Annotated in this window: 18 protein-coding genes; 15 read left to right on the forward strand and 3 right to left on the reverse strand. The window is 61.7% G+C overall.

All coding sequences use genetic code 11. The annotated features are described in order from the left end of the window. Positions 1-6 precede the first annotated feature (6 nt). From ECTOBSL9_RS04425 to hemF, 3 genes are read left to right on the forward strand one after another with little or no spacing between them, the layout of a single operon-like run. Complete coding sequence (locus ECTOBSL9_RS04425; RefSeq protein WP_063464052.1) at positions 7-2,586, forward strand: DNA topoisomerase I; 2,580 nt, start codon at positions 7-9, stop codon at positions 2,584-2,586. 15 nt (positions 2,587-2,601) lie between these two features. After that, the gene (locus ECTOBSL9_RS04430; protein ID WP_063464053.1) at positions 2,602-3,165 is read left to right on the forward strand and encodes an L-threonylcarbamoyladenylate synthase; all 564 of its coding nucleotides are present in this window, start codon (positions 2,602-2,604) and stop codon (positions 3,163-3,165) included. 15 nt (positions 3,166-3,180) lie between these two features. After that, complete coding sequence (gene hemF, locus ECTOBSL9_RS04435) at positions 3,181-4,119, forward strand: oxygen-dependent coproporphyrinogen oxidase (protein ID WP_371259016.1); 939 nt, start codon at positions 3,181-3,183, stop codon at positions 4,117-4,119. Here hemF and ECTOBSL9_RS04440 read toward each other — a convergent pair. Genes ECTOBSL9_RS04440 through ECTOBSL9_RS04450 form a run of 3 tightly spaced genes read right to left on the reverse strand, consistent with a single transcriptional unit; the run spans position 4,110 to position 8,953 of the window. Next, entirely contained in the window at positions 4,110-5,660 is a 1,551-nt protein-coding gene (locus ECTOBSL9_RS04440) for a SpoVR family protein (RefSeq protein ID WP_063464055.1), read from the reverse strand. The two genes, hemF and ECTOBSL9_RS04440, sit on opposite strands and share 10 nt — an antisense overlap. Before the next feature lie 34 nt (positions 5,661-5,694). Beyond that, the gene (locus ECTOBSL9_RS04445) at positions 5,695-6,978 is read right to left on the reverse strand and encodes a YeaH/YhbH family protein (protein WP_063464056.1); all 1,284 of its coding nucleotides are present in this window, start codon (positions 6,976-6,978) and stop codon (positions 5,695-5,697) included. A gap of 31 nt (positions 6,979-7,009) precedes the next feature. Further along, the gene (locus ECTOBSL9_RS04450; protein WP_063464057.1) at positions 7,010-8,953 is read right to left on the reverse strand and encodes a PrkA family serine protein kinase; all 1,944 of its coding nucleotides are present in this window, start codon (positions 8,951-8,953) and stop codon (positions 7,010-7,012) included. A gap of 390 nt (positions 8,954-9,343) precedes the next feature. Here ECTOBSL9_RS04450 and ECTOBSL9_RS04455 point away from each other — a divergent pair, with 390 nt between their 5' ends. The 12 genes from ECTOBSL9_RS04455 (at position 9,344) to pglX (ending at position 25,694) form a co-directional block, all read left to right on the forward strand. After that, entirely contained in the window at positions 9,344-9,700 is a 357-nt protein-coding gene (locus ECTOBSL9_RS04455) for a cysteine-rich small domain-containing protein (RefSeq protein ID WP_063464058.1), read from the forward strand. 178 nt (positions 9,701-9,878) lie between these two features. Next, entirely contained in the window at positions 9,879-11,564 is a 1,686-nt protein-coding gene (bchE, locus tag ECTOBSL9_RS04460) for a magnesium-protoporphyrin IX monomethyl ester anaerobic oxidative cyclase (protein WP_063464059.1), read from the forward strand. Positions 11,565-11,652: 88 nt separating this feature from the next. Next, complete coding sequence (locus tag ECTOBSL9_RS04465) at positions 11,653-13,218, forward strand: cobyric acid synthase (RefSeq protein WP_063464060.1); 1,566 nt, start codon at positions 11,653-11,655, stop codon at positions 13,216-13,218. A 10-nt stretch (positions 13,219-13,228) separates the two neighbouring features. Further along, on the forward strand, positions 13,229-14,776 hold the full coding sequence (locus ECTOBSL9_RS04470) for a cobyric acid synthase (protein WP_063464061.1): 1,548 nt from the start codon (positions 13,229-13,231) through the stop codon (positions 14,774-14,776). A 44-nt stretch (positions 14,777-14,820) separates the two neighbouring features. Then, the gene (locus ECTOBSL9_RS04475) at positions 14,821-15,816 is read left to right on the forward strand and encodes an NAD(P)/FAD-dependent oxidoreductase (RefSeq protein WP_063464062.1); all 996 of its coding nucleotides are present in this window, start codon (positions 14,821-14,823) and stop codon (positions 15,814-15,816) included. Between the two features lie 32 nt (positions 15,817-15,848). Continuing rightward, positions 15,849-16,868: a diguanylate cyclase gene (locus ECTOBSL9_RS04480; protein ID WP_082829735.1), complete on the forward strand. Its 1,020-nt coding sequence runs from the start codon at positions 15,849-15,851 to the stop codon at positions 16,866-16,868. A gap of 157 nt (positions 16,869-17,025) precedes the next feature. Next, positions 17,026-17,238 carry a helix-turn-helix domain-containing protein gene (locus ECTOBSL9_RS04485; RefSeq protein WP_063464063.1) on the forward strand — a complete coding sequence of 71 codons (213 nt, stop codon included), beginning with the start codon at positions 17,026-17,028 and terminating at the stop codon, positions 17,236-17,238. Then, the gene (locus ECTOBSL9_RS04490; RefSeq protein WP_063464064.1) at positions 17,235-17,849 is read left to right on the forward strand and encodes a DUF1819 family protein; all 615 of its coding nucleotides are present in this window, start codon (positions 17,235-17,237) and stop codon (positions 17,847-17,849) included. Before ECTOBSL9_RS04485 ends, ECTOBSL9_RS04490 begins: the two co-directional genes overlap by 4 nt. Before the next feature lie 17 nt (positions 17,850-17,866). Further along, positions 17,867-18,457 (forward strand): DUF1788 domain-containing protein, encoded by a 591-nt coding sequence (locus tag ECTOBSL9_RS04495; protein WP_063464065.1) that lies wholly within the window; start codon positions 17,867-17,869, stop codon positions 18,455-18,457. A gap of 43 nt (positions 18,458-18,500) precedes the next feature. Continuing rightward, positions 18,501-22,070 (forward strand): BREX system P-loop protein BrxC, encoded by a 3,570-nt coding sequence (gene brxC / locus ECTOBSL9_RS04500; protein ID WP_063464066.1) that lies wholly within the window; start codon positions 18,501-18,503, stop codon positions 22,068-22,070. A gap of 23 nt (positions 22,071-22,093) precedes the next feature. Further along, entirely contained in the window at positions 22,094-23,764 is a 1,671-nt protein-coding gene (locus ECTOBSL9_RS04505) for an ATP-binding protein (RefSeq protein ID WP_063464067.1), read from the forward strand. A gap of 133 nt (positions 23,765-23,897) precedes the next feature. Further along, positions 23,898-25,694, forward strand: coding sequence for a BREX-1 system adenine-specific DNA-methyltransferase PglX (gene pglX, locus ECTOBSL9_RS04510; RefSeq protein ID WP_063464068.1), 1,797 nt, complete (start codon positions 23,898-23,900; stop codon positions 25,692-25,694). Positions 25,695-25,698: the final 4 nt, after the last annotated feature.

Below are 25,698 nucleotides of genomic sequence, written 5' to 3' on the forward strand. Positions count from 1 at the left end.
CAGGACATGAGCAAGCACCTGGTCATCGTCGAATCGCCCGCCAAGGCCAAGACCATCAAGAAGTACCTCGGAAACGATTTCGAGGTACTGGCTTCCTATGGTCACGTTCGTGACCTGGTGCCCAAGGAGGGCGCCGTGGATACCGAAGATGGTTTCCGCATGAATTACCAGGTGATCGAGCGCAATGAAAAGCACGTGGAGAGCATCGCCCGGGCTCTGAAAAAGGCTGACAGCCTGATCCTGGCCACTGACCCCGACCGCGAGGGAGAGGCCATTTCCTGGCACCTCTACGAGTTGCTGAATGAACGGGGTTTGCTCAAGGACAAGGACACCCAACGGGTGGTATTCCACGAGATCACCCAGCGGGCGGTGCGCGAGGCCATTGAGCACCCCCGCGGCCTGTCCAACGACCTGATCAATGCCCAGCAGGCGCGCCGCGCCCTGGATTACCTGGTGGGCTTCAATCTCTCACCGCTGCTGTGGAAGAAGATCAAGCGTGGCCTCTCCGCCGGACGGGTGCAGAGCCCGGCCCTGCGCATGATCGTGGAGCGGGAACAGGAGATCGAGGCCTTCGTCAGCCAGGAGTACTGGACGGTGGATGCCCATGTGGCCAAGGACGCCGAAGGCTTCACGGCCCGGTTGCAGGTCTATGCCGGCAAGAAGCTGGATCAGTTCGACATCAACAACGAAGCCGATGCCCAGAAGGCCCGCGAGACCCTGATTGCGTCCGCGAACGGTCGCCTGCATGTGGCCAAGGTGGAAAAGAAGCAGCGGCGCCGCAACCCGGCCGCCCCCTTCACCACCTCCACCCTGCAGCAGGAGGCCTCGCGCAAGCTCGGCTTCTCCGCCAGCCGCACCATGCGGGTGGCTCAGCAGTTGTATGAGGGCATCGACCTGGGCAGCGGACCCATCGGTCTGATCACCTACATGCGGACCGACTCCTTCACCCTGTCCAATGACGCCATTCAGGAAATCCGGGGGCTGATCGAGGAGCGCTACGGCAAGGAAAAGGTGCCGGACAGCCCGCGCATCTACAAGACCAAGTCCAAGAACGCCCAGGAGGCCCACGAGGCCATCCGTCCCACGTCGGTGCAGCGCCTGCCCGACGAGGTGAAGTCGCATCTCTCCCAGGACCAGGCCCGGCTCTACGACCTGGTGTGGAAACGCACCGTGGCCTGCCAGATGATCCATGCCACCCTGGACACCGTGGCGGCCGATCTGCAGGCGGGGAGCGCCGATCACGTCTTCCGGGCCACTGGTTCCTCCGTGCGCGACCCGGGCTTCATGGCCGTGTACCGGGAAGACCAGGACGACACCAAGGTGGAAAGCGACGAACGTCTGCTGCCGGAGCTCAAGGAAGGCGAGGATATCGACCTGCGGGACGTGCAGGCGGACCAGCACTTCACCGAACCCCCGCCGCGCTACTCCGAGGCCAGCCTGGTGAAGGCCCTGGAAGAGCATGGCATTGGACGCCCCTCCACCTATGCCTCCATCATCAGCACCCTGCTGCAGCGGGAATATGCCGAGCTGGTGAACCGGCGGTTCATACCCTCGGACATCGGCCGCATCGTCAATACCTTCCTGACCCAGCATTTCACGCAGTACGTGGACTACGACTTCACCGCCAGGCTCGAGGATGAGCTGGATGAGATCTCCCGGGGCGAGAAGGAGTGGGTGCCGGTGATGGAACGGTTCTGGGACCAGTTCCACCAACAGGTCAAGGAGAAGGACGCCTCGGTCACCCGGGAAGAGGCCGTGCAGGCGCGGGAGATCGGCACTGATCCCAAGTCGGGCCGACCCGTCTCGGTGCGCATGGGCCGCTACGGGCCCTTCGTGCAGATCGGCACCAAGGACGACGAGGAAAAGCCCCGTTTCGCGGGCCTGCGCCCCGGCCAGAAGATGGACAGCATCACCATGGACGAGGCCATGGCCCTGTTCAAGCTGCCCCGCGAACTGGGCGAGACCCCGGAAGGGGAGCCGGTGCTGGTGAACATTGGCCGTTTTGGCCCCTACGTGAAGTTCGGGGACCGCTATGCCTCCCTGAAGAAGGAAGACGACCCCTATACCATCGAACTGCCCCGGGCCCTGGAACTGGTGGCCGAGAAGAAGGAAATCGACGCCAACCGCTTCATCAAGACCTTCGAGGAAGAAGGCATCCAGGTGCTCAATGGCCGCTATGGCCCCTACATCACCAACGGCGCCAAGAATGCCCGCATCCCCAAGGATCAGGAACCCAAGGACCTGACCCTGGAGCAATGCCAGGAACTGCTCGCCGCGGCGCCTGAGAAGAAGGGTCGCGGTCGCAAGGCCCCCGCCAAGAAGGCGGCGACCAAGAAGGCAGCCACCACCAAGAAAACCGCCACCAAGGCGAGCGCCACGAAAAAGGCCTCCGACGCATCCCCGGACACTGGCAAGACGGCAACCAAGGCCGCCAGCAAGTCCACCACCAAGGCCAAGACCGCCAGCACCAGCAAGAAGTCCACGGGCAGCGGCACCAAGGCCAAGGCATCCACGGGGAAAGGGACCACCCGTCAAAGCAAGAAATCGGCCGAGGACAGCACGGCCGGCGTCTCCAGCGGCACCTGATCACAGGCAACGGGGATGGCCAGACTGACCCGGGACGTGCAGCACGCCGCCGCCATGATTCGCGGTGGAGGCCTGGTGGCCTACCCCACCGAGGCGGTGTTCGGGCTGGGCTGCGATCCGCGTAACGAGCTGGCGGTGCATCGGCTGTTGACCGCAAAACACCGCCTGCCTGACAAGGGGCTGATCCTCATCGCTGCTGATTTCTCCCAGCTGGCGCCGTTTCTGCGCCCGGTGGAGGCAACGCTCCAGGCACGGGCCATGGCCACCTGGCCGGGCCCGGTCACCTGGCTATGGCCATGCCGCCCCGACGTGCCCCGCTGGCTCACCGGGGATCGGGACGTGCTGGCCGTGCGGATGACCGATCACCCCCTGGCCGCGGATCTCTGCCACCAGGCCGGTCGCGCCCTGGTCTCCACCAGCGCCAATCGCTCCGGAGAACCCCCGGCCCGGGACGCGCACACCGTGCAGCAAACCCTGGGCAAACTACTGGACACCATCCTGGAAGGTGATACCGGAGGCCGTGACAAACCCAGCGAGATCAGGGACCTGGTCACGGGAGACATCGTTCGGGATGGCTGACATGACTGAACAGGGATCATGAGCGACGCGCCCCAACTCACGCCCATCCTGGACTACTTCCGTCACCTGCAGGCCGACATCTGCCGGCACCTGGCGAAAGTGGACCCCAAGGCCCCCTGGGTGGACGACCGCTGGGAGCGCGCCGAGGGTGGCGGTGGCCGCAGCCGGGTGCTCAAGGGTGGTGCGGTCTTCGAACAGGCAGGGGTCAACTTCTCCCACGTGCGCGGCGCCCGCCTGCCGCAGACCGCCAGCGCGCGACGACCGGAACTGGCCGGACGCAGCTTCGAGGCCACCGGCGTCTCGCTGGTGATCCACCCCCTTAACCCCCATGTGCCCAGTTCCCACGCCAACGTGCGTTTCTTCCTGGCCGAGAAACCCGGCGAGGTGCCGGTGTGGTGGTTCGGCGGTGGCTTCGATCTCACGCCCTATTACGGCGTGGAGGCCGACTGCGTGCACTGGCACGAGAACGCCCGGCGGGTGTGTGAGCCCTTCGGGGAGGATGTCTACCCGCAGTTCAAGGCAGGCTGCGATGAGTACTTCTTCCTGAAACACCGCAACGAGTCACGCGGTGTGGGCGGGCTGTTCTTCGATGACCTGAACACCTGGGGTTTCGAGCGCTGCTTCGAGTTTGTGCGGCGGGTGGGGGATGGCTATCTGGATGGCTTTGCACCCATTGTGGAGCGCCGCAAGGACACGCCCTACACGCAGCCGCAGCGGGATTTCCAGTTGTACCGGCGGGGGCGGTACGTGGAGTTCAACCTGCTTTACGACCGGGGGACGCTGTTCGGTCTGCAGTCGGGGGGGCGTACCGAGTCCATCCTCATGTCCATGCCACCGCTGGTGCGTTGGGAATACAACCATCAGCCGCAGCCGGGCAGTCCCGAGGCGGAACTGGTGGAGCGGTTTCTCCAGCCCAGGGACTGGCTGAGTCCCGCGGACGGCAATCAGGGCTGAGTGGGCTCCACGTCCACAAACTCATTGATCACCGTATCCGTGCGGGCATCCACCTCGTACAGACGCACGGCATAACCCCACAGGTTGGCCAGATGCTGTAGCACGCGCCGGGCGTCCTTTTCCTCCAGCAGACGGCCATCCTGGGCACGATGCTCCAGGATCAGCTTGCGATCCCCCGCCAGGTCCACGTCCACCACCTGGATGTCCGGCTCGTGCCGGGCCAGGTCGTACTGGGCCGACAGGGCCCGGCGCACCTCCCGGTAGCCCGTATCGTCATGGATGGCCTCCACCTTCAGGTGAGGCTCGTCCGCGTCGTCATGCACGGCGAACAGGCGCATGTCCCGCATCACCTTCGGCCCCAGAAACTGGAGGATGAAGCTCTCGTCCCGGTATTCCGCCCAGGCGTGCTTCCAGGTGCCCAGGAAATCCCCGTTGCCGGCGATATCCGGGAACCAGCGCCGATCCTCTGCCGTGGGCGCAAGGCACACCCGCTTGAGGTCCTGCAGGATGTTGAAGCCCAGGGCATAGGGGTTGATGCCCGAGAAGCGCGGGTCATCGAATTCCGGCTGGAACACCACGTTGGTGTGCTGGTGCAGGAATTCCATGAAGGACCCTTCGGTCACCTGGCCCGTCTCATGGAGCCGGTTCATGATGTGATAGTGCACCGAGGTGGCGCAGCCTTCGTTCATCACCTTGGTCTGCTTCTGCGGGTAGAAATACTGCGACACCATGCGCACGATGCGCAGGATCTCACGTTGCCAGTGCTCCAGCCTGGGGGCCCGTTTCTCCAGGAAATACAACAGGTTTTCCTCGGGCAGACCCAGGGCCTGACGGCGTGCGCTCACATCCTGGGCGCCGGAATCCTCATCTTCATCACCGCGACGCGGCAGGGTGCGCCACAGGTCGTTGAAGGTCTGCTCCTCGTAGCGGGCCCGATCCCGCTTGCGCTGCATTTCCTGCACCAGATTCAGTGGCTGCCGACGTGGGTAGCGGTGTACCCCGTGGGACATCAGGGCGTGGGCGGCATCCAGTACTCGCTCCACCTCCCAGCGTCCGTAGCGCTCCTCGCACTGGGCCACATAGGACTTGGCAAAATCCAGGTAGTCCAGAATGCCCTCGGCATCGGTCCAGGACTTGAACAGGTGATTGTTCTTGAAGAAATGGCTGTGCCCGAATGCGGCATGGGCCATGACCAGGGTCTGCATGGTCATGGTGTTCTCTTCCATGATGTAGCACAGGCAGGGGTTGGAGTTGATGACGATCTCGTAGGCCAGACCGGTCATGCCCTTGCGGTAGTACATTTCGTCGCGGGCAAAGTGCTTGCCGAAGGACCAGTGACGGTAGAACAGGGGCATGCCCATGGAGGAATAGGCATCCAGCATCTGCTCGGAGCTGATCACCTCCACCTGACTGGGGTAGGGATCCAGGCCCATCTCGTCGATGGCGATGCGCTCAATGGCATCGTGGGCCCGTTTGATCAGGGCGTAGTCCCAGTCGGCGCCGGTGTAGAGCAGGCGGGTATCATCAGTGGTGGTGTTCATAAGGGCACCTTTAAGGAGGCTGGGGCATGCGCCATCAGCGGCGTAACTCCACCGGTGTGAACAGATCCCGAAACACCGGGAAGATGTCCCCCCGGTTGCGCACCTTGCGCATGGCCAGGGGGCGGCCGGAAGTTGCCAGGCGCTCGTACACCTGCCACAGGTCCGTGGTCATCTCCCAGCCCCGGTCCTCGGCCACCTCGATGTAGGCAAAATACCGGCACACCGGCAGGATCACCGACTCCATCATCTCCAGCACCGCCGGGTTGTCAGCGGGGGTGTTGTCGCCATCGGAGGCCTGGGCAGCATAGATGTTCCAGTCCGCCGGATCGTAACGATCCGCCACCACCTTGCGCATCTCGTCCAGGGCCGGCGACACCAGGGTGCCACCCGTCTCCCGGGAGTAGAAAAAGGTGTCCTCATCCACCTCCTGGGCAATGTGGGTGTGACGAATGAAGACGATGTCCACATGCCGGTAACGCCGCTGCAAAAAGAGATACAGCAGCATGAAGAACCGCTTGGCCAGATCCTTCATGTCCTCGGTCATGGAACCGGAGACATCCATCAAACAGAACATCACCGCCTGGGAAATGGGCCGGGGCACCGGGGTGAAACGGTTGTAGCGCAGGTCGATGGGGTCGATATACGGGATGGATCGGGTCCGCCGGGTGACCTCCTCCCGCATCTGGATCAGATCCCGCAACCGCTCCGGCTCCTTCCCGGTGCGCTCCAGGCGGTCGATCTCCTCGTCCAGGGCACGGGTCTCCTCCCGCTTGGGACGACGCAGGGCCAGGCGGCGGGACAGGGAGTTGCGCATGGTCCGCGCCAGATTGAGATTGGAGGGCGAGCCGGATACGGAATAACCGGCCCGCTGAATGCCATGACGCTCCACCTTCGTCACCTGGGTGTGCGCCAGGTCGGGCAGCTCCAGGTTTTCGAAGAAAAGATCCAGAAACTCGTCCTGACTCACGGTGAACTGGAAGGGATCTTCCCCCTCGCCCTGGGGGCTGCCGCCACGGCCGCCGCCCCCCTGCCCGCCTTCGGGTCGAGCGATGGTGTCGCCGGCCACGAACTCCTTGTTGCCCGGGACCACATGGTCACGCACACCACGGCCGGTGCCCTTGCGGAAGCTGGGCTCCTGCAGGCCGTCGGCGGGGATGCTGATCTCCTCCCCACCCTGGCCGATGTCCGCCACCTTGCGACGTGACGACACGTCCCGCACCGCGTCCAGGATCTGACGCTTGGCACGGCCGATGAAGCGCTGGCGGTTGGCCAGGCTCTTGTCCTTGGGGTTCAGACGGCGGTCGACGATATTCACCACAGGGGGCGCACCTCCCGCAGACGGGGCTTGATCAGCCTGCCTGCTTGACTCGCATGTACCATTCCACCAACCGGCGGACCTGGCGTTCGGTATAGCCGCGTTCCACCATACGCTGCACAAAATCGTTGTGCTTGCGCTCCATCTCCGAGTCGGTCTTGGCCCCGAAGCTGATCACCGGCAGCAGGTCCTCCACCTGGCTGAACATGCGCTTCTCGATCACCTCGCGGATCTTCTCGTAGGAGGTCCATGAGGGCATCTTGCCACCCTGAGCCGCCTGCGAACGCAGGGCGAACTTGACCACTTCGTTACGAAAATCCTTGGGGTTGGCGATGCCGGCGGCCTTCTCGATCTTGGTCAGTTCCTGATTCAGTGACTGACGATCCAGCAACTGGCCGGTGTCCGGGTCCTTGAAGTCGTGATCCTCGATCCAGGCATCGGCGTAGGCCACGTAACGCTCGAACAGGTTCTGCCCGAAGTCGCTGTAGGACTCCAGATAGGCCTTCTGGATCTCATTGCCGATGAAGTCCGCATAACGCGGCGCCAACTCGGCCTTGATGAACTCCAGATAACGCCGCTCGGTTTCCTCGGGGAACTGCTGGCGACGAATGGACTGCTCCAGCATGTAAAGCAGGTGCACCGGGTCGGCCGCCACCTCGCGGGTGTCATAGTTGAAGGTCTCGGAGAGCACCTTGAAGGCGAAGCGGGTGGACACACCATCCATGCCCTCGTCCACGCCGGCCATATCCCGGTACTCCTGCATGGACTTGGCCTTGGGGTCGGTATCCTTGAGGCTCTCGCCGTTGTAGACCCGCATCTTGGAGAACAGGTTGGAGTTCTCGTGCTGACGCAGGCGGGTGAGCACCGAGAACTTGGCCAGCATGTCCAGGGTGGCCGGGGCGCAGGAGGCATCGGCCAGTTCACTGCTCTGGATGAGCTTCTCGTAGATCCGCGTCTCCTCGTTCATGCGCAGGCAGTAAGGCACCTTGACCACGGAGATCCGGTCGATGAAGGCCTCGTTGTTCTTGTTGTTCTTGAAGGCCTGCCATTCCGATTCATTGGAGTGGGCCATGATGATCCCCTGATAGGGGATGGCCCCGATGTTCTCCGAGCCCACGTAATTACCTTCCTGAGTGGCGGTGAGCAGGGGGTGCAGCATCTTGATGGGGGCCTTGAACATCTCCACGAATTCGAGGACGCCCTGATTGGCCCGGTTCAGGCCACCGGAGTAGCTGTAGGCATCGGTGTCGTTCTGGCTGTAGAGCTCCAGCTTGCGGATATCCACCTTGCCCACCAGGGAGGAGATGTCCTGGTTGTTTTCGTCGCCGGGTTCCGTCTTGGACACGCCGATCTGCCGCAGCCGGGAGGGATACATGCGCCCCACGGAGAAACGGGAGATATCGCCGCCAAACTCGTCCAGTCGCTTCACCGCCCAGGGGGACATCAGTCCGCTCAGGCGCCGGCGGGGAATCCCGAAACGCTCTTCCAGATCCTGCCCCATGGCGGGATCGAACAGCCCCAGGGGGCTCTCGAACACCGGCGAGACCTCATCACCGGCCTTGAGCACGTAAATGGGGAATTTCTCCATGAGCGCCTTGAGCCGCTCCGCCAGGGACGACTTGCCGCCCCCCACCGGACCCAGCAGGTAGAGGATCTGCTTGCGCTCCTCCAGGCCCTGCGCCGCATAGCGGAAGAAACCCACGATGCGCTCGATGGTCTCTTCCATCCCGTAAAAGTCCTCGAAGGCGGGATACACCTTGATGGTGCGGTTCATGAAGATACGACCCAGACGCTCGTCCTTGGCGGTGTCCACCACCTTCGGTTCACCGATGGCCTGCACCAGGCGCTCGGCCGCGGTGGCGTACCGCATGGGGTCGTCCCGGCATCCTTCCAGGTACTCACTCAATGACATGTCGGCCTCCTGCCGCTTCTGATAGGAACGTGCATACTGCGCAATCAAGGCTTCGGCCGAATCCATCGCAATCACCCCCTTGTTGGAGTCCGATCTCACTGTGCATTCCCCATGCAAGGGAGATACCACAGTCAGCAATTGTCGCACCCGATTCACCAGGCTGCCCCGTCGCGAACGGGGCCCGGATGGGGACAGCCTGCATGGGATCGTGGGTGGGATGCCCGGGCCTTCTCGAAGCGTGGCCCGTGGCTCGTCTGTTGAGTTGGACGCTGGCCCGGGCGCGCAGTTCCTGTGCATACCCGGGTTTTTGCCTCAGGATTGTGCAGGCGGCCCCCACACCGGCAAGCCGTTAAGATACCGTGCCGGACGTGTACTGAGCATAGACCATGGCAGCGAGCATTCGGCGCCCGCTGGCCGACGACCCAACTTCCCCGACCCCGGGGACCGGAGTTCAACATGGAACCCAAAGACAGCACCCGAAACGAGGCCTTCAAGGGTTTCACCAACGACGCCTGCCCGTTCATGCCTTGCCACCAGGGGGTGAAACGCGAATTCAATTGCCTGTTCTGCTACTGCCCCCTGATTGCCTACGAATGCCCCGGCCCCTACCGCGTGATCACCGATCGCCACGGCATGCGGCGCAAGGATTGCAGCCCCTGCAACCTGCCCCATAACGGCTATCTGCAATCGTGGAGCTTCATCCAGAAATGGCTGGAGCGACCCGTGCTGTGGGACGGTCACGAGCAGACCCGTTATCAGGTGGACCTGCCCGAGGATGCCGAGCCCCGACGTGGTGGGCCGCAAGGGGACTGATTGACGGAGATCACGTGAAGCCAAGGCCCGGACACCCAACTGTCCACCGAGGTTGACAGTCTTTAAAACGCGCGGGTAGGATCAAGCGATCCGGGGACCAAAGGAATCTGCCCCGCCTGTATTGTTCGTCTCCGCCCGCCGGGCGGGGGCGATGAATCCTTTTCGCGGGAGCGTACGTATGCGAATCCTCTTCGTCCATCCGAACTACCATTCCGGTGGCGCCGAAATCGCCGGTAAATGGTCACCCGCCTGGGTGGCCTACCTGGCTGGCTACCTCAAGAGCCATGGCTACACGGACTACACCTTCGTGGATGCCATGACCGACGAGATCTCCGACGAGGATCTGCGCAAGATCTTCGCCGAAGCCCAGCCGGACATCATCGCCTGTACCGCCGTGACCCCCGCCATCTACAAGGCGGAGGAAACCCTCAAGATCGCCAAGGAAGCCTGCCCCAACGCAGTCACCCTGCTGGGCGGCATCCACGCCACGTTCATGTTCCAGCAGGTGCTCACTGAAGCGCCCTGGATCGATGCCATCATCCGCGGCGAAGGCGAGGCAGTCACCCTGGACCTGGTGCGCACCGTGGACGAGGGTCGCTGGCCCGAGGCACGCAGCGAAGTGCGTGGCATCGCCTACGTGGAAAACGACCAGGTTGTTGCTACCCCCGCCGCCCCCACCATCCGTGACGTGGACTCCATCATCCCCGACTGGGGCGTGCTGGACTGGAAGAAATACATCTACATCCCCATGGGCGTGCCGGTGGCCACCCCCAACATGGCGCGCGGTTGCCCCTTCACCTGCAGCTTCTGCTCCCAGTGGAAGTTCTGGCGTGACTATCGGGTGCGCGATCCCAAGAAGGTGGTGGACGAGATCGAGATCCTGGTCAAGGAGCACGGTGTCGGCTTCTTCATCCTCGCCGACGAAGAGCCCACCATCAACAAGGCCAAGTTCGTGGAGTTCTGTCAGGAACTCATCGACCGTGACCTGGGCGTGCTCTGGGGCATCAACACCCGCGTGACCGACGTCATGCGCGACGAGGACCTGCTGCCCTTCTACCGCAAGGCCGGCCTGGTACACATTTCCCTGGGCACCGAGGCTGCTGCGCAGCTCAACCTGGACCTGTTCGTCAAGGAAACCACGGTGGCCCAGAACAAGCGCGCCATCGAACTGCTGCGTAACGCCGGCATCGTCACCGAGGCCCAGTTCATCGTCGGCCTGGAGAACGAGACCGCCGAGACCCTGGAAGAGACCTTCAAGCTGTGCATGGACTGGAATCCGGACATGGCCAACTGGGCCATGTTCACCCCCTGGCCCTTCTCGGACCTGTACACCGAGATGGGGGACAAGGTGGAGATCCACGATTTCGCCAAGTACAACTTCGTCACCCCCATCATGAAGCCGGCCGCCATGACCCGGGGCGAATTGCTCGACCGGGTGATGCACAATTACCGCCGCTTCTACATGAAGAAGGCCTTCCTGGGTTATCCCTGGGAGCGCAACCCGCTGCGTCGCAAGTACCTGCTGGGCTGCCTCAAGGCCTTCTTGAAGAGCGCCTTCGAGCGTCGCTTCTACGACCTGGGCAAGGCCGGTTACTGGGGTCCACAGTCCCGCAAGACGGTGGACTGGAAGTTCGACCACTCCCGCAAGCTGGTCAAGCCGGACGCCCAGCTGGAAGAGCAGATCGTCAAGTGGAAGAGCGCCCCGGCCCGCAAGCGCGGCGGCAAACCCGCCAAGGCCGGTGCTGCAGCCGAAGCCTCGCAGATGGATCCGTCCCAGGTGAAGATCTGCGGCGGTGGCGATCAGCAGCTTGAAGAGAGCCTGGACGACGCCAAGATCAAGGAGAAGATCAAGGAAAACGCCTGATCCCTCGGGCTGACCTGATCCAACCTGATCCGCAATCGCAAAGGGCGCCCATGGGGCGCCCTTTTTCTGTCCGCTGAGGAAAAACCACGTGATCGATGACCCTACTGCCCCCATCGACTTCCCCGCCCTGCCCCAGGCCGGCCCACGCCAGGCGAAGGCGCTGATGATCCAGGGCACCAGCTCGGATGTGGGCAAGAGCCTGCTGGTGGCCGGCCTGTGTCGGGCCTATGCGCGCCGGGGCCTGAAGGTGCGGCCCTTCAAGGCCCAGAACATGAGCAACAACGCCGCCGTCACCGCCGACAGCGACCTGCCGCCGGGGCCCGACGGCCAGGTGCCCCGGGGCGAGATCGGTCGCGCCCAGGCCCTGCAGGCCCGGGCCTGTGGCGTGGAACCCTCCATCCACATGAACCCGGTACTGCTCAAACCCCAGACCCTCATCGGCTCCCAGGTGGTGCTGCGCGGCCGTGTGCTGGGCAACTGCCGGGCCAAGGTGTACCACAAGATGAAGCCGCAACTGCTGCCGGCGGTACTGGACAGCTTTCACCGCACCGCCGCCCAGGCGGACCTGGTGCTGGTGGAGGGGGCCGGCAGCGGCGCCGAGGTGTACCTGCGCAAGTCCGACATCACCAACATGAAGCTGGCGAAACTGGCCGACCTGCCAGTGGTGGTCCTGGGCGACATCGATCGTGGCGGTGCCCTGGCAGCCATCGTCGGCACCCATGCCCTGCTCAACGACGATGAAAATGCCCGTGTGGTGGGTTACATCATCAACAAGTTCCGGGGCGACCTGTCCCTCTTCGAGCCCGCCTGCGAACTCATGACCGAGCGCACCGGCTGGCCCTGGCTGGGGGTGGTACGCTGGTTCGAATCCGCCTCGCGGCTGCCGGCGGAAGACTCCCTGGCCCTGGAGCGGCCCGCGGAAGGTGAGGGGCACGGCCTCAACATCGCCGTACCGCAGCTCTCCCGGGTGGCCAATTTCGACGATCTGGACCCCCTGGCGGCCGAACCTGGGGTCAGCGTGAACTGGGTCAAGCCCGGCACACCGATACCCCGGGATACCGATGTGGTCATCCTGCCAGGTTCCAAGTCCACCCGTGCGGATCTTGAAGTGATGCGCCGCGAGGGCTGGGACATCGACATCCTGGCCCATGTGCGCCAGGGAGGGCGCGTGGTGGGCCTGTGCGCGGGATTCCAGATGCTGGGTCGTGTGGTGCGCGACCCCCAGGGTATCGAGGGCGACCCGGGCGAGACGCCGGGGCTGGGATTGCTGGACGTGGACACCGAGATCAGCGGTGAGAAGCAACTCATCGACCTGGATGCCATCGACCAGACCAGTGGCTGTCGTGTCACCGGCTACGAGATGCACATGGGCCGCACCCACGGCGCCGGTCTGGAGCGCCCCTGGCTGATGCTGGAGGACGCACAGGGCAAGCCCCGCCCCGAAGGAGCCCTGTCTGCCGATGGCCGGGTCGCCGGCGCCTACGTGCATGGCATCTTCGGCAATGATGACTTCCGCGCCCACTGGCTGCGCCGGGTGGGCGCCGAGGCCTCCACCCTGGACTATGAGGCCCGCGTGGAAGCCGCCCTGGAGGCCCTGGCAGATCACTGCGAGGACAACCTGGACCTGGACGCGCTGCTGGCGCTGGCCCGGTAGGGGTCGGTCCATGTCCTCCAGCACCCCGAGGTCTCCCGCCCGCGTCCTCATGATCCAGGGCACCAACGCCGATGTGGGCAAGAGCCTGGTGGTGGCGGGCCTGTGCCGGGCCTTCACCCGTCGCGGCCTCACCGTGCGCCCCTTCAAGGCGCAGAACATGAGCAACAATGCCGCCGTCACCGTGGACTCGGACGCCCCACCCCGGGCCGATGGCACGCCGGTGCGGGGCGAGATCGGCCGGGCCCAGGCCCTGCAGGCCCTGGCCTGCGGCGCACCCAATTCGGTCCACATGAACCCGGTGCTGCTCAAACCCCAGAGCGACAGGGACAGCCAGGTGGTGCTGCGCGGACGGGTGCTGGGCACCTGGTCGGCCGCCGGCTATCAGGCCATGAAGACGGACCTGCTGCCCGCCGTGGTGGACAGCCTGCAGCACCTGACGAACGAGTCGGACCTGGTGCTTATCGAAGGGGCCGGTTGCGGTTCGGAGCGCTACCTGCGGGCCCGGGACATCACCAACATGGGCCTGGCCGAGGCGGCGGACATCCCGGTGATCCTGCTGGGCGAGGATGCCCGGGGCGGCATCACTGCCTCGGTGCTGGGCTCGCACCAGCTCTGGACCGCGTCGGAACGGGGCCGCGTCCAGGGTTACCTGGTGAACCGTTTTCGCGGCGACCCAGCGGTCTTCGCCCCCGCCGCCGAGGAGATGACCCAGGCCACCGGCTGGCCCAACCTGGGCCTGATCCGCTGGTTCCATGGTGCCACGCGCCTGGCCCAGGAGGACTCCCTGGCTTTGGACCAGCAACACTCAGGGTCAGGCCATGGCCTGCGCATCGTCGTGCCACGCCTGCCCCGGGTGGCCAATTTCGACGACCTGGATCCCCTGGCGGCGGAACCGGGCGTGGACGTGCGCTGGATTCCCCCGGGGCAACCCCTGCCCCGGGATGCCGACGTGGTCCTGCTCCCCGGCTCCAAGGCCACCCGCAGCGACCTGGAATGCCTGTACCGGGAAGGCTGGCACCACGACATCCACACCCATGTGCGCCACGGCGGCCATGTGGTGGGCCTGTGTGCCGGCTATCAAATGCTGGGCCGGGTGATCCGCGACCCCGAGGGGATCGAAGGCCCGCCGGGTGACACCCCCGGCCTGGGCCTGCTGGACATGGAAACCACCCTCACCGGTGATAAGCGCCTGCTGGACCTGGACGCCAGGGACCAGCGCAGCGGCCAAAGGCTCACCGGCTACGAGATGCACATGGGCCGCACCTCCGGCCCCGGGCTGAATCGATCCTGGCTGATCCTGGAGGACGCAGACGACACCCGACCGGAGGGTGCACAGTCCGCCAATGGGCGCGTCATGGGGGGATACGTCCACGGTATCTTCGCTGCCGACGGCTTCCGTCGCCACTGGCTGGAAGGCCTGGGTGCAAAAACCTCCGGGCTCCATTACGCTGAGCGAGTGGAGGCCACGCTGAATGCCTTTGCGGATCAGCTGGAAGAGGATCTTGACCTGGATCGGCTATGGGAACTGGCGCGACCACCGGGGCTCAAACAGCGCTAGAGGGACCGCAAATTGATGAAATCACTGGCATTCGAGGCCTGCCCATGAGCCGTATCGCGATCATTGGTGCCGGTATGGCCGGGCTGGCTGCCGCACGACGCCTGGCGGACCAGGGGCATGACTGTACGGTGCTCGAAAAGAGTCGGGGCCTGGGCGGGCGCATGGCCACACGCCATGCCGACGCATTGCGATTCGATCACGGGGCGCAATACTTCACTGCGCGAGGCGAGTCACTGAGGGCATACGTGCGAGGCTGGCAGCAGGAGGGGGTCGTGGCGGAATGGGGGTCAGACCGACTGGTCGGTTGTCCCGGCATGACCGCGCCGGCCTGGGCCATGGCCCGCGGCCTGAACATTCATCGCAACTGTCGGATCACACATCTGGAACACCATCCGGAGGGCTGGCACCTGCACGCCGAGCCAGGCCCGGATCATGAGGCCCTGGCAAAGCCCTTCGACGCCGTGCTGCTGGCCATTCCCGCCCCCCAGGCCATCACCCTGGCCGCCACTGCGGGGATCCAGTTCCCGGCAATGGCGCAGGTGCGCTACGCCCCCACGATCACATTGATGGCTGCGTTCGATCACCCCCTCTCACTCCCCGATGTGGCACTCGAGCCCACCCAGGGGCCGTTGGCATGGATCGCCCGCAATGCCACCAAGCCGGGGCGGGACGCCGAGCCTGAAACCGTGGTAGCCCATGCCGGCAGCGAATGGTCACGTGCCCATGTGGACACGCCGGCCGAGGCGCTCGGAGAACCCCTGCTGGAAGCCTTGGGCGCCATTGTGGGCAAGGCGCAGCCGTTCCATTGGCAGGTTCACCGCTGGCTGTATGCCCGTGTGGAGCAGTCCGCCGGAACACCATGCCTGTGGGATGCCCAACAGCGGATCGGTGCCTGCGGCGACTGGGCCCTTGGCGCCCGTGTGGAAGCGGCCTTCGACAGCGGCGAGGCACTGGCTGCGGCGGTGATCCGGTCCATGTCTGCCGGCGGGGATCAGGCCAACGGCCCAGACCCGAGTGAATCTGAACGACAGCCACCATGAGTCCCTTTCCCGACCATCAGGTGTGCTGACAAGTGACCCGTGCTGAAGGCATCGAGCAGGAACTGAGGGGGGCTCTGGAAGAATACCTCACCAATTATTTGTCCAGGCGGGACCTGCACAAGGCGATGGCGTTTTTTAGCCCCACCATCCAAGGCGTGGGGACCGGACACGACGAATTCGTCCCCGAGCGACGTGTCTTCCTGGAAATCTATGAGAGGGACTTTCGGCAGGCCCCCAATCCCATCGTCTGGGAGCAACCCCGCCTGCACGTGGCAGTGCTTTGCGACACGGTGGGCATCACCACTTGCGAATTGCATTTGCACACCCAGATTCAGGGGCAGGAGATCCACCTCAACAATCTGCGCCAGACCCTGGTATGGAAGCGTCATGAATCAGGTCGTTGGCTCATCGAACACCTGCATATCTCCTTCCCGAGCACCGAACACGGACAGGACGAATCCTACCCGAACAAGGAACTGGAGGCGCGCAACCGGGTTCTGGCGCGGCTGGTGGAGAAGCGAACCGCCCAATTGAGCGAGGCGCTGGAAGAACAGCGACAGCTGGCCAACACCGACCGCCTCACCGGCATGAACAACCGGCCGCGCATTGAAGAGCTCGCCAATACAGAGCTGCTGGGGGCCCAGCGATATGGCTACCCGGTCTCCGCCATCCTGATCGACGTGGACTGGTTCAAGCGGATCAATGACCAACACGGGCACCTGATCGGTGACAGCGTCCTCAAGGCCTTTGCCGACATCATCACTGCCCGGCTGCGTGCCGTGGATCACGCTGGCCGCTGGGGTGGGGAGGAGTTCCTGATCATTTGTCCGCACATCGGCATGGAAGGCGCCCTCGCCCTGGCGCGAGGCTTACAGGAAACCATCGCCGCGCACCCGTTCCCCAAGGTCGGGCCCTGGACCGCCAGCATCGGCGTTTCCCAATACCGGCCTGGAGAAACCCTCCAGGACTTCTTTGGCCGCACCGACGCCGCCCTCTACCGCGCCAAGGAGCTGGGCCGCAACCGCGTGGAGGTGGCGCCGAACGGGCCTTAGGGCGCGGATGTGGTCCTTGTTCGGCCCTTTGAGCCGATCTTTGCTGGTCTATCCAGGTCAAATCGGTTAAAAGCAGTGCAGTGTCGGGCCGCTGCGCCCACGCCAACGGGCCAACTCAGATGAGGTGGCAACACCATCGTACATAGGAAACGACAGCATGGCCGAGCAGGACGATCGCTGGTTATCCGTCGACGAGATAGGCAAGCACCTTGGTGTCAGCAACGACACCGTGTACCGCTGGATCGACAAGCACTCAATGCCTGCCCACCGTATGGGGCGATTCTGGAAGTTCCAAAAGGTCGAGGTGGACGAGTGGGTCAAAGCGGGGGGAGCCGCCGAAACACCACGCAAGGATCAGCGTCGCGAATGACCGAGGGCAGGTATCGCATCTCCTTCACGTCCGGCAGCCTGTATCACCGCGAATCGGTGAAGCTGGCCGAACTGTACCTCTCGCTCCGTGACTGGGAAGCAGTGCGGGCGCAAGCGCTGCGTGACAACCTGCTCCAGGCCAGGACCGAAAGCACGGCAAAGCGCACCTGCAGAGAGGCTCTAGCACGCCTGCAGAGGTTGAACGATCGCGAACTGGCGTTCCTGCCAGAGGCCAACCACCACGACCAGGCTCACCTCCTATGGGTTGCGGTGTGTCGTCTGTACCGCTTGATTGCGGACTTTGCGGTGGAAGTGATCCATGAGCGGTTCGTTACGATGAATCTGGGCCTCAGCTTCGAGGACTTCGATGCCTTCTATAACCGCAAATCGGAATGGCATGACGAGCTTGATAACGCCAGCGCTTCAACGCGCAACAAATTACGGCAGGTTCTGTTCAGGATGCTGCGTGAGGCTGGGTTGTTAGGGAAAGACAAAACCATCAACGCGGTGCTGCTAAGCCCGAGGCTGGTCGAGCTGCTGAGTCAGCACCAACCTGATGAGTGTCTTTACTTTCCAGTCCATGAATCAGATATCAAAGGGATGTCCACTTGACTCTAGACATTGCCAAAATGCCGATGCAGGATCGGCTTCAGCACTTGTTCAGCGTGGTTTCCGGCCAGCGATTCCTGCACAAACAAGGCCTGGGCAATGAAGTGCCATTCTTCATCTGCCCCTTTCGGCCAGAAGAAGCGGTCGAAATGGAGCGTCTTCAGCGGCAGCTGGTCAATCGCCTGGAGCAAGCGGGCATCAGGATTCTGAGCATCAACCTGTATGACCTTGCCATCGATATCCTGAAAGAAAGAGAAATCTGGGACCAGGTGTTGCAGCTCGAGCCCACCGTCTCAAAGGATCAACTGAAAGAATTATTACAGGGTGTGCTTGACCCTGAAGCTCACTTGGTACCCGCCATTGCGGCAAAACTCCACCCCGATGAGTTTGATGTTCTGTTTCTTTCAGGGGTGGGGGAAATATTCCCCTACATACGCTCCCATAACGTGCTCAACAACCTGCAAAGCACGGCCAAAGACCGACCAACGGTGATGTTTTTCCCTGGGTCCTACACCCACTCGCTGGAAACCGGGGCATCACTGGACTTGTTCGGCCGGCTGCATGACGACAAGTACTATCGTGCATTCAACATCTTTCATTACGAAGCCTGAACGGACGACAGCATTCGAGGCGCCATCATTAAGGGAAAGTGCAATGACATTGAAGAACATTTTTCTAAAGCCCGTTGACCGCCCCATTGAAGGCGTCATCAAAGCCGATGATGAAGCCAGTCTTCGCCTCGAGATTGAAGAATACGTACTGACCAACGAAGTCGAGAAGCGTCTTGAAGAGTTTCTGGATGCTTACAACAATTACGAAGGCGCCAACGGTGTATGGGTGTCCGGCTTCTTCGGGTCAGGTAAGTCACACCTGCTCAAGATGCTGGCCCTGTTACTCGAGAACCGGGAAATGGGTGGTGCCTCCACCCTGGATCTTTTCCTTCCCAAATGCAGTGACAATGAAATTCTCCGGGGCGACCTGAAGCGAGCCGTCTCTATTCCAGCAAAGAGCATTCTGTTCAACATTGACCAGAAAGCCGATGTCATTAGTAAAACCCAGATCGATGCCCTTTTAGCCGTGTTCGTTAAAGTCTTCGACGAGATGTGTGGCTACTATGGCAAGCAAGGGCACATTGCACAGTTTGAGCGCGATCTGGACAGCCGCGGCTTGTACCAGCAGTTCAAAAACGAGTACGAGGGCATCGCCGGTCGTTCCTGGCACAAAGGCCGGGAACAAGCGCTCCTGGAGGGTGCCAATATCGCCAACGCCTACGCGGCTGTGACCGGCGGCGACCGGCAGTCAGCAGCGGGTATTCTCGACAAGTACCGCAGCGAATATCGAGTGTCGATTGAGGATTTCGCGGACAACGTGAATGCATACATTGAGAAGCAGGCAAAAGAGAGGGGGCACGAAGAGTTCCGCCTCAACTTTTTTGTGGATGAGGTCGGTCAGTATATCGCCGACAACACCAAGCTGATGACCAATCTGCAAACCATTGCCGAGAGCCTCGCCACCAAATGCCGGGGCCGGGCCTGGATTATCGTCACCGCGCAGGAAGAGATGAAAGACGTGGTGGGCGAAATGAGCAAACAGCAGGGCCACGACTTCACGAAAATTCAAGCGCGCTTCAATAACCGCATGAAGCTGTCCAGCGCGGACGTGGCAGAGGTCATCCAGAAGCGTCTGCTGACCAAGACCGAAGATGGCGTCAATCAGCTATCGGACGTCTACCACGCGCAAGCCAATAACTTCAAAACACTCTTCGGCTTCGCAGATGGATCGGCCACCTACCGAAACTTCCGGGACAGGGACCACTTCATCCACAGCTACCCCTTTGCCCCATACCAGTTCGCGCTGTTCCAATCAGCAATCCAGAATCTGTCGCAGCATAATGCCTTTGAGGGTAAGCACAGCTCTGTCGGTGAACGCTCCATGCTGGGCGTTTTCCAGCAGGTGGCCATCCAGATCAGCAACCACGAAGTGGGTCAGCTGGCCACCTTCGACCTGATGTTTGAGGGCATACGCTCTGCACTGAAATCACAAATTCAGCGTGCGATTATCCAGGCAGAAAACCACCTGGATAACGCCTTCGCCATCCGCCTGCTGAAAGCCCTGTTTCTGGTGAAGTATGTCAAAGAGTTCAAACCCACGGTGCGCAACCTCTGCGTGTTGATGCTGGACGCCTTCGAACAGGACCTGCCGGCGCTTCGCGACAGGGTCGAGGAGGCCCTCTGTCTCCTGGAGCAACAGACCTACATACAGCGTAATGGAGATCAGTACGAGTACCTGACGGATGAGGAAAAGGACGTCGAACAGGAGATCAAGAACACGGAGGTCGAATCATCGGATGTTGCGGACGAGCTGGAAAAAATCGTTTTCGACTATGTCATCAAGCAGCGCAAGATCCGCCATGACGCGGGCTCATCCCAGAATCAGGGGCAGGACTACGCCTTTTCGCGCAAACTGGATGATCGTCTGCATGGTCGTGAATACGAGCTGTCGATCAATGTCATCAGTCCGTTCCATGAGCATACCGACAACGAGCAAATGCTCCGTACAGCCTCAACGTATAAGGCGGACGAGTTGTTTGTGCTCATGCCGTCGGACGAGCGCCTGGTGCGTGATCTGCTCATGTTCAAGCGCACCGAGAAATACATCAAGCAGAATATTTCGGTCACCCAGCAGGCAGCCGTCAAACGCATCCTGAATGACAAGAGCTTTCAGAATCGTGAGCGGGAGGCCAGGCTCCGGCAACAGGTTCAAACCCTCATGGGCCAATCAAAACTGCTCATCGGGGGCGCAGATGTGGAAGTGACCAACGAGCACGCCCAGACGCGCATCATCCGAGGCTTCCATGAGCTGATCGCTCGGGCTTACCCCAACCTTCGCATGTTGCGCGGCGTTGCCTACACGGAAAAAGATATCAGCCATTGCCTCAATCGTTCAGATGAGGGTCTTTTTGGTAACGACACCACGGCCCTGGCGGAATCCGAGCAGGAGGTGCTGGCATTCATTCAAAGCAACAACCGGGGCGGTGTCCGTACCACTCTGAAGAGTCTGCTGGAGAGATTCGAACGCAAACCCTATGGCTGGTACTATGCCGCGATTCTGTGCACCCTGGCCAACCTGTGCGCCCGTGGCAAGTTGGAGGTTCGCCTCGACGGGAACATCCTGGAAGGCAGCGAACTGGAGCGCGCCCTGCGCAACACCCACGGCCACGGCAACGTGGTGCTGGAGCCGCAGATTGAATTCACCGCCTCTCAGGTCCGGGGGCTCAAGTCGTTTTACGAGGACTTCTTCGATAGCCCGCCGCGCAGCAGCGAAGCCAAGGCCCTGGGTAAGGAGGCCGGCGAGGCTTTCCAGGAAATGTTCCAGGACCTGGATCGGCGAATAGCGCAGGTGGACCAGTACCCGTTCCTCAATGCCTTGCAACCTGCTCTGGATACGCTGAAAGAGGTTGCCGGGAAGCCCTACACCTGGCACCTGACGGAATTGAGCAGGCAGGAAAATCAACTGCTGGACCTGAAAGAGAATGTCATCGATCCCATTCGCAAGTTCATGGGCGGCTCACAAAAGGACATCTACAACCAGGCCCGGTCCTTCCTGCAGAGCCAGGAGCCCAACTTCATCTATGTGTCCGGGGACGAAATCGAGCAGATTCGCACCATTCTGAACGACCCCAATTGCTACAAGGGGAATCGCATTCAGCAGCTCAAGGGCCAGCTTGACAGCCTGCAGGCGCGCATCAATAAAAAGGTGCAACAAACCCGGTCTCAGGCAGAAACGTCCCTGAAGACCATGCAGGAGCGCATGCAAACCATGGATGAATATCAGTCCCTTCCGGAACCACGCCAGGATGAGCTCAACAAGCCGTTCCGGGATCTGTCCGATGACATCGGGCAGGAGCGCCTGATTGCCGTGATCAAGGACCGGGCCCGGTACTTTGAAGAAGAGGGCTACCAGAAACTGCTGGGCAAAATGGTGGATATGGCCCGGCAGAAGTCTGCACCGGCAGGAAGTCCCGAACAGCCACAGGGTGGCGAGAATGGCAGGCCGCCTCATGGGATCAAGGAATTACCTGCCGACTACATTCACTTGCGCAACCTCCAGGTTGCGTTTGACAAGGCCTGGCTGGCCGACGAAAACGACCTGGACCAGTACCTGAACGCTTTACGCGATGCCCTGCTGACTCAAATTCAGCAAGGCCTGAAGGTTCGAATCTAAGCGTGCCGACCCAGGGGATAGCCATGCACGACGCCGAACAGGAGATCCGGGCGCTCATTCGCGGCGGCGAAAACCTTGCCGTTGAGTTCAAGAGCGACGTCAAAAGCCTGCCTGACCGGGAACTGGTGGCCGCCGTGGTGGCCCTGGCCAACACCGAGGGCGGCGACCTGTTCCTGGGCATTGAAGACGATGGCACACCGACCGGGCTGCATGCCAACCACCGTCACCTCACCGGCCTGCCCGCACTGATTGCCAATAAGACCATTCCATCACTGGCGGTGCGCGTCGAGGCCCTGGAACTGGAAGGGCAGCCCATTGCCAGAATCCACGTACCCAAATCCCGGCAACTGGTATCCACCTCGGAAGGTCTTCTGCAACGTCGGCGCCTGAGAATGGACGGCACCCCGGAGGCCGTGCCCTTCTACCCCCATGAGTTTGTTCAACGGCAATCCAGCCTGGGCGTAACAGACCCCTCTGCCCTGCCGGTGGAAAACCTTGCGATTGAGGATCTGGATCCGATCCAGCGTATCCGCATCCGCAACGCCATCAAGAAATACGGTGGCGACCAGAGCCTGACCCCTCTGGCGGATGATGAGTTGGATGGCGCCCTGGGGCTGACGGTGAGCATAGATGGCCAGCGCCACCCCACCGTGGCGGGCTTGTTACTGCTGGGAAACGAGACGCAGCTCCGGCAGCACCTGCCCTCCCACGAGGCAGCGTTCCAGGTGCTGCGGGGCACGGATGTTTTGGTCAATGAGTTCTACCGCAAGCCGCTGCTGGAGACCTTTGAAGAGATCGAGGTGCTATTCCGCGCCCGGGTCGAGGAAGAGGAGATTCAGGTCGGGCTGTTTCGCGTGCCCATCCCCAACTTCGACCGCCGGGCCTTCCGGGAAGCCTTCGTGAACGCTCTGGTTCACCGCGACTACAGTGCTCTGGGCGCCGTGCACGTCAAACTGGACGATGACGGCCTGAGCATCAGTAATCCGGGTGGTTTTGTGGAGGGCGTCAACCTGGACAACCTGCTGGTGGCCGATCCCCGCTCCCGCAACCCCCTGCTGGCCGACATCATCAAGCGCATCGGCCTGGCAGAACGCACGGGTCGGGGCATTGACCGCATCTTCGAGGGCATGCTCCGCTATGGGCGTACCGCCCCCGACTACTCCATGTCATCCGCCCACACCGTCTCCGTGCGCATGAGCGCAGCGGACGCGGACGCCGAGTTCCTGCGCATGATCGTCGGACGCGAGGAACAGACCGGTGCCGCCATGCCCATCGACAGCCTGATCATCCTGTCCCGGCTGCGCAATGAGCGGCGCTTAAGAACGGCGGATCTGGCCGGGTCCGTGCAAAAGCCCGAAACCGTGGTCCGGGGCACCCTGGAGAAACTGGTGGAGGCCGGCATGGTGCAAGCCCACGGCACGGGCAAGGGCCGTACCTACACTCTGAGCGCCAAGGTGTACCAGGGGGCGGGACAGAAGGCGGCCTATGTGCGCCAGGCGGGTTTTGATGCCATCCAGCAGGAGCAGATGGTGCTGAATTTCATCGATACCCACGGCAGCATCAAACGTGGGGATGTCATGGAGCTTTGCCACCTCGATAGAAACCAGGCTTACCGGCTGCTAGCCAGAATGAAAGCCACCAAGCAAATCAAGCAAATGGGTGAGCAGAAAGGCGCTACTTATGAGCGTGTTTAAGCGCTTTGCTCGCAATATATGCTCCGCGAGCAAATATATGCTCCACGAGCATATGATATGCGCTCAACGCGGAAACGTACCGACAACACAGAGCGCCTGTCCTGCGTCCATAAGCAATTCAGCAGGTTATTGAATGGAAACCGCAAAACTCAAAAAATTCGCCCAGCTCGCCCGCCGCAGTCTGATTGAGCAGGTCAGCGCCAAGCTCAAGCTGGTTCTGGCTGAAGAAAGCTCTGCCCGGCGAGAAAGCCCTGAGGCCGTCAAGAAGCTGGAAGCGGCGATCGCCAAACTGGGCCAGGAGCAGGTCATCGAGCGCGTGGCCTATATCTGGTTCAACCGCTTCTGCGCCCTGCGTTTTATGGACGTGAACCGATACAACCGCCTTGGCGTGGTCTCGCCCACCGACGGACAGTTTCAGCCCGAGATCCTGGCTGACGCCAAGATGGGCCATATCGATGAAGAGATGGTACGGGCAAAAACCCGACAACGGGTCTTTGCCCTACTGGATGGCAAAATGCCCAGCCAGGATCCCCAGGGGGAAGCCTATCGCCTGTTGGTGGTAGCCGCCTGTAACCATTGGCACAGCGCCATGCCGTTCCTTTTCGAACGCATTGACGATTACACCGAGCTTCTCATGCCGGATGACCTGCTCTCCGGCAACTCTATTCTAGCCTACACCCGCGAGGCTATGACGCCGGGTGCCTGTGAGGATGTTGAGATAATTGGCTGGTTGTACCAGTTCTATATATCCGAAAAAAAGGATCAAGTCTTCGAGGCGCTGAAGAAGAATCAGAAAATCACACCGGCCAATATCCCCGCCGCCACGCAGCTTTTCACGCCGCGCTGGATTGTGCGCTACCTGGTGGACAATTCGCTCGGCCGCTTGTGGATGCTTAACAGGCCAAATTCAGGGCTGATCCGTAAGCTTGAGTATTACATCCCTCCGGATGAAGCCGAAACCGATTTCTTGAAAATCAACAGCCCGGAAGAGCTCAGGGTTTGCGATCCAGCCTGCGGCTCCGGCCATATGCTGACCTATGCTTTCGATCTGCTCTACGCCATTTATGAAGAAGAAGGCTACGAGCCGTCCGAAATCCCCGAAAAGATTCTGACGCACAACCTTTACGGTATTGAGCTGGATGAACGGGCCGGTGAGCTAGCCGCCTTTGCGCTAACCATGAACGCCCGAGCGCGTCAGCGGCGTTTTTTCAACAAAGGCATCAATCCCAACATCTGTGTGTTGGAAAACGTTAGCTTCACTCCGGATGAACTGGAAGAGTACATGAGCGCCGTGGGCCGTGACTTGTTCACCCAGGGCTTATGTGAAAGCTTGCAACAGTTCGAGGAGGCTGACAACTTCGGCTCCCTGATCTTGCCCAAGCTTACCAAAGTGACTGACGTGCTAGCCGAGCTGGAGACCAAGAATCTGGGTAGCAACCTGTTCCTGGCCGACACGCACAGCAAGGTACTGAAAGTACTGCGTATGGCCGAAGCCTTGGGCCCGCGCTACGCCGTGGTCGTCGCCAACCCGCCCTATATGGGCGGCAAGGGCATGAATGGACGGCTTGGCGCCTGGGCCAAGGAGAACTACCCAAAGAGCAAGTCCGACCTGTTCGCGATGTTCATAGAGCGCAACCTGGATATGGCCGTGAATGGCGGCGCTGTCGCCATGATCACGATGCAGAGCTGGATGTTTCTGTCTTCCTTCGAGGCTTTGCGCGGCCGCATTCTCAATCAGCACACTATTTTGTCGATGGCCCACCTGGGGGCGCGAGCCTTTGACAGCATTGGTGGGGAAGTTGTCTCGACGACTGCTTTCGTGCTCGAGAACGCCCATAAGCCGCACTATCGCGGCGCGTTTCTCCGATTGGTCGATGGCAATTCGGAAGCCGACAAAATGGCCATGATGGCCAAGGCCATTGAGCAGTAGGGGG

The organism is Ectothiorhodospira sp. BSL-9 (assembly GCF_001632845.1).
Classification (GTDB): Bacteria; Pseudomonadota; Gammaproteobacteria; order Ectothiorhodospirales; family Ectothiorhodospiraceae; genus Ectothiorhodospira.